General features: G+C 34.8%; 9 protein-coding genes and 1 pseudogene. 7 read left to right on the top strand and 3 right to left on the bottom strand.

The window, feature by feature from the left end; translation table 11 throughout:
• The first annotated feature begins 2 nt into the window (after nt 1-2).
• The 3 genes from BAQ46_RS03280 (at nt 3) to BAQ46_RS03290 (ending at nt 2,896) form a co-directional block, all read left to right on the top strand.
• A complete protein-coding gene (locus BAQ46_RS03280) occupies nt 3-905 on the top strand; it encodes an ABC transporter ATP-binding protein (RefSeq protein ID WP_071741614.1) in 903 nt (300 codons plus the stop codon).
• Entirely contained in the window at nt 905-1,681 is a 777-nt protein-coding gene (locus BAQ46_RS03285) for an ABC transporter permease (protein WP_000475445.1), read from the top strand. Before BAQ46_RS03280 ends, BAQ46_RS03285 begins: the two co-directional genes overlap by 1 nt.
• A 201-nt stretch (nt 1,682-1,882) precedes the next feature.
• Entirely contained in the window at nt 1,883-2,896 is a 1,014-nt protein-coding gene (locus BAQ46_RS03290; RefSeq protein WP_000558795.1) for a CPBP family intramembrane glutamic endopeptidase, read from the top strand.
• A 29-nt stretch (nt 2,897-2,925) separates the two neighbouring features.
• Here the strand turns inward: BAQ46_RS03290 and BAQ46_RS03295 are convergent, their stop codons facing one another.
• Nucleotides 2,926-3,108 (bottom strand): DUF3913 family protein, encoded by a 183-nt coding sequence (locus BAQ46_RS03295; protein ID WP_000707103.1) that lies wholly within the window; start codon nt 3,106-3,108, stop codon nt 2,926-2,928.
• Between the two features lie 100 nt (nt 3,109-3,208).
• A complete protein-coding gene (locus tag BAQ46_RS03300; RefSeq protein WP_001175495.1) occupies nt 3,209-3,661 on the bottom strand; it encodes an Lrp/AsnC family transcriptional regulator in 453 nt (150 codons plus the stop codon).
• Nucleotides 3,662-3,724: 63 nt separating this feature from the next.
• Between BAQ46_RS03300 and BAQ46_RS03305 the strand changes: the two genes are divergently transcribed.
• The 3 genes from BAQ46_RS03305 to BAQ46_RS03315 all read left to right on the top strand — a co-directional run bounded on the left by BAQ46_RS03305 (nt 3,725) and on the right by BAQ46_RS03315 (nt 5,248).
• Entirely contained in the window at nt 3,725-4,216 is a 492-nt protein-coding gene (locus BAQ46_RS03305) for a carboxymuconolactone decarboxylase family protein (protein ID WP_001997023.1), read from the top strand.
• The gene (locus tag BAQ46_RS03310; protein ID WP_001064616.1) at nt 4,209-4,763 is read left to right on the top strand and encodes a cysteine hydrolase family protein; all 555 of its coding nucleotides are present in this window, start codon (nt 4,209-4,211) and stop codon (nt 4,761-4,763) included. The genes BAQ46_RS03305 and BAQ46_RS03310 overlap by 8 nt, the downstream gene beginning before the upstream one ends.
• Nucleotides 4,764-4,849: 86 nt before the next feature.
• Nucleotides 4,850-5,248: an SseB family protein gene (locus BAQ46_RS03315; protein WP_071741615.1), complete on the top strand. Its 399-nt coding sequence runs from the start codon at nt 4,850-4,852 to the stop codon at nt 5,246-5,248.
• Between the two features lie 179 nt (nt 5,249-5,427).
• Here the strand turns inward: BAQ46_RS03315 and BAQ46_RS03320 are convergent, their stop codons facing one another.
• A complete protein-coding gene (locus tag BAQ46_RS03320) occupies nt 5,428-6,348 on the bottom strand; it encodes a S66 peptidase family protein (RefSeq protein WP_071741616.1) in 921 nt (306 codons plus the stop codon).
• Nucleotides 6,349-6,421: 73 nt separating this feature from the next.
• Between BAQ46_RS03320 and BAQ46_RS31000 the strand changes: the two are divergent.
• Nucleotides 6,422-6,559, top strand: a pseudogene (locus tag BAQ46_RS31000) (nitronate monooxygenase); the annotation flags it as partial.

The raw sequence follows: 6,559 nt of genomic DNA on the forward strand, positions 1-6,559 counted from the left end.
CATTGGGAAACGTAGTAGTAAAATTAGAGAATGTTCGAAAAAAAATTGGTGGAACGGAAATTATTCGTGGTTTATCATTTGAAGTTCGTGAAGGGGAAGTATACGGGTTCCTTGGACCAAACGGTAGCGGTAAGACAACGACGATCCGTATGATGACAGGTCTTATTTCAATGACAGAGGGTGATATTACAATTTGCGGTCATAGTATTCGCACGGAGCGTGAAAAGGCGCTAGAGAAAATTGGAGCGATTGTAGAAAATCCTGAACTATATGATTATATGACAGGAATGCAAAACTTAAAGCATTTTGCGAACATGGCAATTACACCAATTAGTAAAGAGCGCATTGCTGAAATTGTAAAACTGGTTGAATTAGAGCATGCGATTCATAAAAAGGTGAAAACATATTCACTTGGTATGAAACAGCGTTTAGGAATTGCACAGGCATTACTACATCAGCCGAAAATTTTAATTTTAGATGAGCCAACAAATGGATTAGATCCAGCTGGTATTCGCCAAATTCGTGATTATTTACAACGTCTAGCGAAAGAAGAGAATATTGCTGTAATCGTATCAAGTCACTTATTAAGTGAAATTGAACTCATGTGTGATCGCGTCGTTATTATTAAGCAAGGTGAGTTTGTACAAGAGTACAACTTACATGAACAAGCAAAACATGATGAGACAGTAGTTGTAGCGTTTGAAGTAGATCAAGTACAGAAAGCAAATGAAATCATTAAAGGTAAGGCGCAAGGAAATGTCATTGTAGTATCTGTAACGAAAGAAGAAATTCCGCAACTTGTAAAGAAACTTGTGAATGACGATGTGCTTGTATACGGAGTTACTGTTCAAAATAAAACGTTAGAGGATGAGTTCTTAGCGATTACAGGGGGAGTGAAAGCGTAATGTTTAAATTAATTCAAAATGAATTTTTAAAGCTGCATGCGAAAAAAGGAATGTATATTTTAATTGGTGTTATTGCAGTATTGGAGATTTTGGGAGTTTTAGCGATGCTGAAATGGGGAGATGGAAGTGAATTTAAAGGATCCTATTTAGATTTTGCAAGTTCAGAGATTGGTTTAATTACTTTGTTTGCAACAATTTTTGGCATTACGATTGCTTCGCGTATGATTACGGATGAGTTCCAAAAAGGTACAATTAAGCAGTTATTAATCCGTCCAAGAAAACGAATGACAGTTTTATTCTCTAAATATATTACAGTGTTACTTACTATAGTATTTATCATATTTGCTAGTACGTTAATTGCTATGATTATTGGATTAATTGTAATGGATGGTAGTAAAACAGAATTAACGTTAGGAATCGTAATGAAATCTACCTTATATCAAGTACTTTCACCGCTCTTCTTTGCGACGCTTGCATTTTTCTTAGCAAACGTATTTAGAAAATCTGTATTACCATTAATTATTACGATGTTCCTGTTCTTCTTACAAGGAGCAATTAATATGGTATTAATGATGTTTGCAAAAGGCGTAGCGAAGTTTATAGTATTCTTCCATTTGGATTTAAGAGCTTACGATGGCAATAAATTAATTAGTGGCGGAGTAGAACCTACATTCACAGAATTTACGTTTACAACTTCATTATTACTTGTAGCTGCATACTTTGTTGTATTGCTTGTAGCATCAAGTGCATTATTCCAAAAACGTGACGTATTATAATAAAAGAAATCCCCGCTTGTAAAAACGGGGATTTTTATTACATAACTTGCTCAGGTAGTGCAACTTGAAGAGCAGTAATATAGTATTTTAATAGATATGTTGTTTGAAAGTAATTGAGAAAAATAGGAAGAGTTCAACTATATTCATATTATAATGTAGTTATCCGCCCATTTACTTTTACTAACTTTGGAGGTGTTCTATATGCACTATGCATTTTCACGTATAAGGCTACGTAGCTTTTTTGGATGGATGATCATAGGGCTGTTCCTTACGATGATCCCATTAGGTCTATCAAATGTTTCTGAGAATACAACGGAGGTTATTTCACAAATAACTGTGTTTTTTGTATTTCCGTTATTTTGGTTATACGTAAAAACCAATAAAAATAATGTTGTATTTAATAGTTTTTTTGATAAGCCAGGACGTTTACCGTGGGGATTAATTGTATTAGCAACGATAATGGGAATGATTTTTTCAGTCGGTATATCTCATATTCAATTTTACATATTAGCACATACGTTACCGAATTTCTTAGTTACTATGTTAGAAGACGGAAATGTTATTAATACGAGTAACATATATATGACGATATTTACTTTCGTTTCAGCATGTGTATTAGCACCAATTATGGAAGAGGTTATTTTTAGGGGCTTCTTTTTACAGCGAATGGCTTATAAATGGGGGATTAAAAAAGCTGTCATTATATCTTCTATTATTTTTGGCTTAGGACATTTTGATGTTATTGGTGCGTTCATGTTTGGTGTTGTTATGTGTCTTTTATACATAAAGACACAAAATATATGGACGAATATCGCTGTACACGCTCTAAATAATTTAATTGCAACAAGTATGCAATTTGTTGGCGGAGAAGAGAGTAGCGCAATTTCAATTCCTGAATTACAAGCGCAAAGTAATTTATGGATCGGTATCGGTCTTACAGTTGTTGGATTACTTTGGTTAATTCCTTACGTTTGGAAACAATGGCGTACGGTAAAAGAAGTGGGTGTGCCACCAGTGCGCTTCATAAATGAGGAAAAAGTAGTGAGTGCATCACAAGAAAATGAAGTGTATAGTCAAGTGATTGTAACAGATAGATTGATGGCTGTAGAGCTACCAGATGAGGCTGTAAATAAGCTCGGGTTAGAAGAAAATGATTATGTAACAGTATCTGTAGAAGACGATAAAATCGTTATAAAGAAAGCGCATGATAGATAAGTAAAAAGTAGCTCCTTGTGAGCTACTTTTTACTTTGTAATAATTTCCACACGAAAATTATTGCCGTTCTTTACATATTTAATATCTGTAACAGTGCGGACTGCTTTTAAAATCTCAACTTTTTCACCAATTCGAGGGATAGTCGGAACATTGTCCCAAATGCCAAGCAAGTCATCTAATTGTGCCGTTTTTTCATAAAACCAGATTTTCAATGTAAAGCCCCTTTCTCGAACTTTATGTATTTTAATACATAATATATTATTTTTATTCTTATTGTAAGGGGTTTTTATATATTTTATGAATAAAAATTAATTAATCTTCTGGAAAGATATGTTCAATATCAGGAGTAAGAGATATTTCTGATAATACGATATGAGAAACAGTCGTTGCATATGAAGAAACATCATTAATAAATTCTTCAAGTTCAACGAGTGAAGGAACAGAAATTTTTACAATGTAGCATAAGCTTCCTGTTACGCGGTAACAAAAACTTGCGGACGGATAAGACTGAATAAACTGTTGCATACGCGTTGTATCACCGTTTTTTAAAGTGATTTCTAAAATACAGTCTAAAACAAGTCCTGCTTTTTTATAATCGATATCGATTGTGTATTTTTGGATAACGCCTTCACTTTCGAGCTTACGAACACGTTCTGCAGTAGACGGAGCAGATAAGTTTACTCGTTTCGCCAATTCACGCATGGAAAGGCGACTATCATTATATAATTCATTTAAAATTTTTCGATCAACACGATCTAGTTGCATGTGTAAATATACCTCCAGTAAAATGATAATTTTTGTAAAGGAAAAATATAAATTAAGATTCATATGAAATGTAAAGAGAACTTTATTTATTTTACAATAAAACTGAAGGGAATAGGAGGAAAAATAATGGAGAGAATTTCATTATCAAATGTAGGAGATACAAAGTTTCAAAGGTTATTAGGTCATAATCCGGAAATATTACATTCGTGGAGTACATTAGAAAATACATTATACAATAAAGGAACTCTTTCAGCAGAGTTAAAGGAGCAAGTGAGAAGAACATTAGCGTATGGGAATGAATGCCCGTACTGTATGGCGAAGGGAAGGCCTGATGATATGCAAAAGGTAGAAGAAATTGGTGTAGCAGTTACTTTTGCGCATACATTTATTCATGACAAAAAGGCGATAGATGATAATATGTTTCATGTATTGAAACAATACTGGACGGAAAAAGAAATTGTAGAGCTTTGTGCGTATATTTGTTTTATTACTGCGTCACAACAATTTGGTTTTCTATTTCAATTACAGCCGAAAGAAGGAGAAAATGATGAATAATCAAATAGCACTTATTATAATTGATGTACAAAAGGCGTTTCAATTACCATACTGGGGTGAGAGAAATAATCTTTTTGCTGAAGAAAATATGAGAATTTTGTTAGCAGAATGGAGAAAAAGGAAACGACCAGTTTTTCATATTCAACATGTAAATAAAGAAAATGATCAGTCGATGTTTTATGAGGGAGCGGAAACAGTCAACTTTAAAGAAGAGTTGCAACCACTACCAGGTGAAGTGGTTATTCAAAAATCTGTTAATAGCGCATTCATTGGGACAAATTTAGAAGAGCAATTAAGAGAGAACAAATGTAATGCAGTAGTGATTGTAGGATTAACGACAAATCATTGTGTGGAGACTACGACACGAATGGCAGGGAATTTAGGATTTAAAACATATTTAGTGAGTGATGCGACGGCTACTTTTAACCGTAATGGTCTAGATGGTAAAGAGTATAGTGCAGAAGATATTCATAATATGACACTTGTAAATTTACATGAAGAGTTTGCTACAATTATGACGACAAAAGAAGTATTGAAATTATTTTAAGAAAATAATTGCGAATTATGTAGAAAAAAATAAGAATATTTCGTATAATCTAAGTACAATCATTTTAAAAATAGGGGTGGCATCGTATGGAGCAAATTCCGATAAAGAGAATAGAAGAAGTACTTGTTGTAGCAGGGGATGACAAACAAAAGCAAAAGGAATTTTATGAATTGCTCTTATCTACTGAGTTTTATGTTGCTGGCTCATTAGAAGCAGAGGAAGGTGCAACAGAAGGGATACTTCGTTTGCGTCATTTCCAAGGAGAGGGTAGATGGATCGTTCCGTTCTTTACACAAATGGAATTTGTGAAAGATGTATTGCCAGAAGGAACACCCCTTATTACGATACGTGGGAAAGAATTATTTGGTAGCATTGAGAAAGATGCTACAGCAGTATTAAATGTCGGTACTGATATAAGTAAAACATTTATTCCAGAAGAAATTGCAGATATCGCATCTGGACGAATTTTTAACTATTATAAATAAAGTGAAGCTTTAATCAGTGGGGGTTTTCTTCATCCCCCACTGATTATTAGTTGAACCAATCGGGCTTTAATGGGCAGCCCGACCCCCACCTAACTTCTTTACTTTCGCTGAATTTTGATGTGGGGGTCTTACTGCCCATTAAAGCGGGATAAAAGGAAAAGCTGAATTGCTTTTCCTTTTTAATTTGAACACGGAGTGGCTATGCCAGAAGAAATAGAGAGTGTTTTATTATTTGTATTTATTGTCGCTGTAGCTCCAAGAGGGATTCCGATGTTTGGGCTTATATGTCCAATCGGTAAACCGAATAGGACAGGTATAGCATATGAAGTGAAATATTCATATAGTATTGTTTGCAATGATTGAGATGGTTTAGAAGGAGTGCAGTCATGACAACTTGTAAAAATAACACCACTACATTCATGAAACTTTCCAGATAAAAGTAGCTGATTTAACATACGGTCAACGCGATACGGTTCTTCCCCAATGTCTTCAAGCAATAAAAGTTTATTGGCTGTATTTATCTCGTAGGAGGAGCCAATGATACTCGTTAACACCGCTAAATTGCCTCCAACTAACTGACCTGTAACTGTACGGGAAGAGCTAGGTACGATACATTCTGAAGCAGATAAGATGGTTGAATACGGATGAAATAGTTGGTTGAAAGAAGATAAAGAAAGAGAATCTACCCCTTTCCCTAATTCTTCAACCATTGGGCCATGAAAAGTAATAAGCTTTGCATAACGTGAAAAGGCAGTATGTAAAGCTGTAATATCGCTATATCCCCAAAAGATTTTAGGGTTTTGCCGAATGATTTCATATTGAATGTGAGGGAGGAGACGAGCGCTACCGTAACCACCTCGTGCACAGAAAACGGCCTTTACCTCATGATTTGAAAATGCTTCATGTATATCATCAAGCCGGATTTGATCCCTTCCAGCTAAATATCCATATTTCTCAGAAACACTCTTCCCGATTACTACAGATAAACCCATTTCTTGTAGTACAGTTACACCTTTTAATACATTTTCAATTGTTGGTGGGCCGGACGGTGCAATAATCATTACTGTATCACCTTGTTGTAATGCATTTGGATGTATCATTGTTTTCAGCCTCCTTCACTTTCAATATATTCGCTTCATAGGAAGTTCAACCCTTGTAAAAGAAGGGAAAAGTTTGTCAAATAAAGAAGGTATAAAGAGAATAGGAGGAGAAACAATGTTTACAAGTCGAGTCATAGATACATTACAAATTAAGTATCCCATCATTCAAGCCGGTATGGCGGGTGCGATTACGACGCCAGAACTCGTTGCA

Source organism: Bacillus paranthracis (assembly GCF_001883995.1).
In the GTDB taxonomy this organism is placed as follows: Bacteria; Bacillota; Bacilli; order Bacillales; family Bacillaceae_G; genus Bacillus_A; species Bacillus_A paranthracis.

What these genes read in the sequence shown, in the direction of transcription:
- BAQ46_RS03285 (WP_000475445.1), top strand. Translation starts at nt 905, where the DNA reads ATGTTTAAATTAATTCAAAATGAATTTTTAAAGCTGCATGCGAAAAAA.
- BAQ46_RS03290 (WP_000558795.1), top strand. Translation starts at nt 1,883, where the DNA reads ATGCACTATGCATTTTCACGTATAAGGCTACGTAGCTTTTTTGGATGG.
- BAQ46_RS03300 (WP_001175495.1), bottom strand. Translation starts at nt 3,661, where the DNA reads ATGCAACTAGATCGTGTTGATCGAAAAATTTTAAATGAATTATATAAT.
- BAQ46_RS03305 (WP_001997023.1), top strand. Translation starts at nt 3,725, where the DNA reads ATGAAATGTAAAGAGAACTTTATTTATTTTACAATAAAACTGAAGGGA.
- BAQ46_RS03310 (WP_001064616.1), top strand. Translation starts at nt 4,209, where the DNA reads ATGAATAATCAAATAGCACTTATTATAATTGATGTACAAAAGGCGTTT.
- BAQ46_RS03315 (WP_071741615.1), top strand. Translation starts at nt 4,850, where the DNA reads ATGGAGCAAATTCCGATAAAGAGAATAGAAGAAGTACTTGTTGTAGCA.
- BAQ46_RS03320 (WP_071741616.1), bottom strand. Translation starts at nt 6,348, where the DNA reads ATGATACATCCAAATGCATTACAACAAGGTGATACAGTAATGATTATT.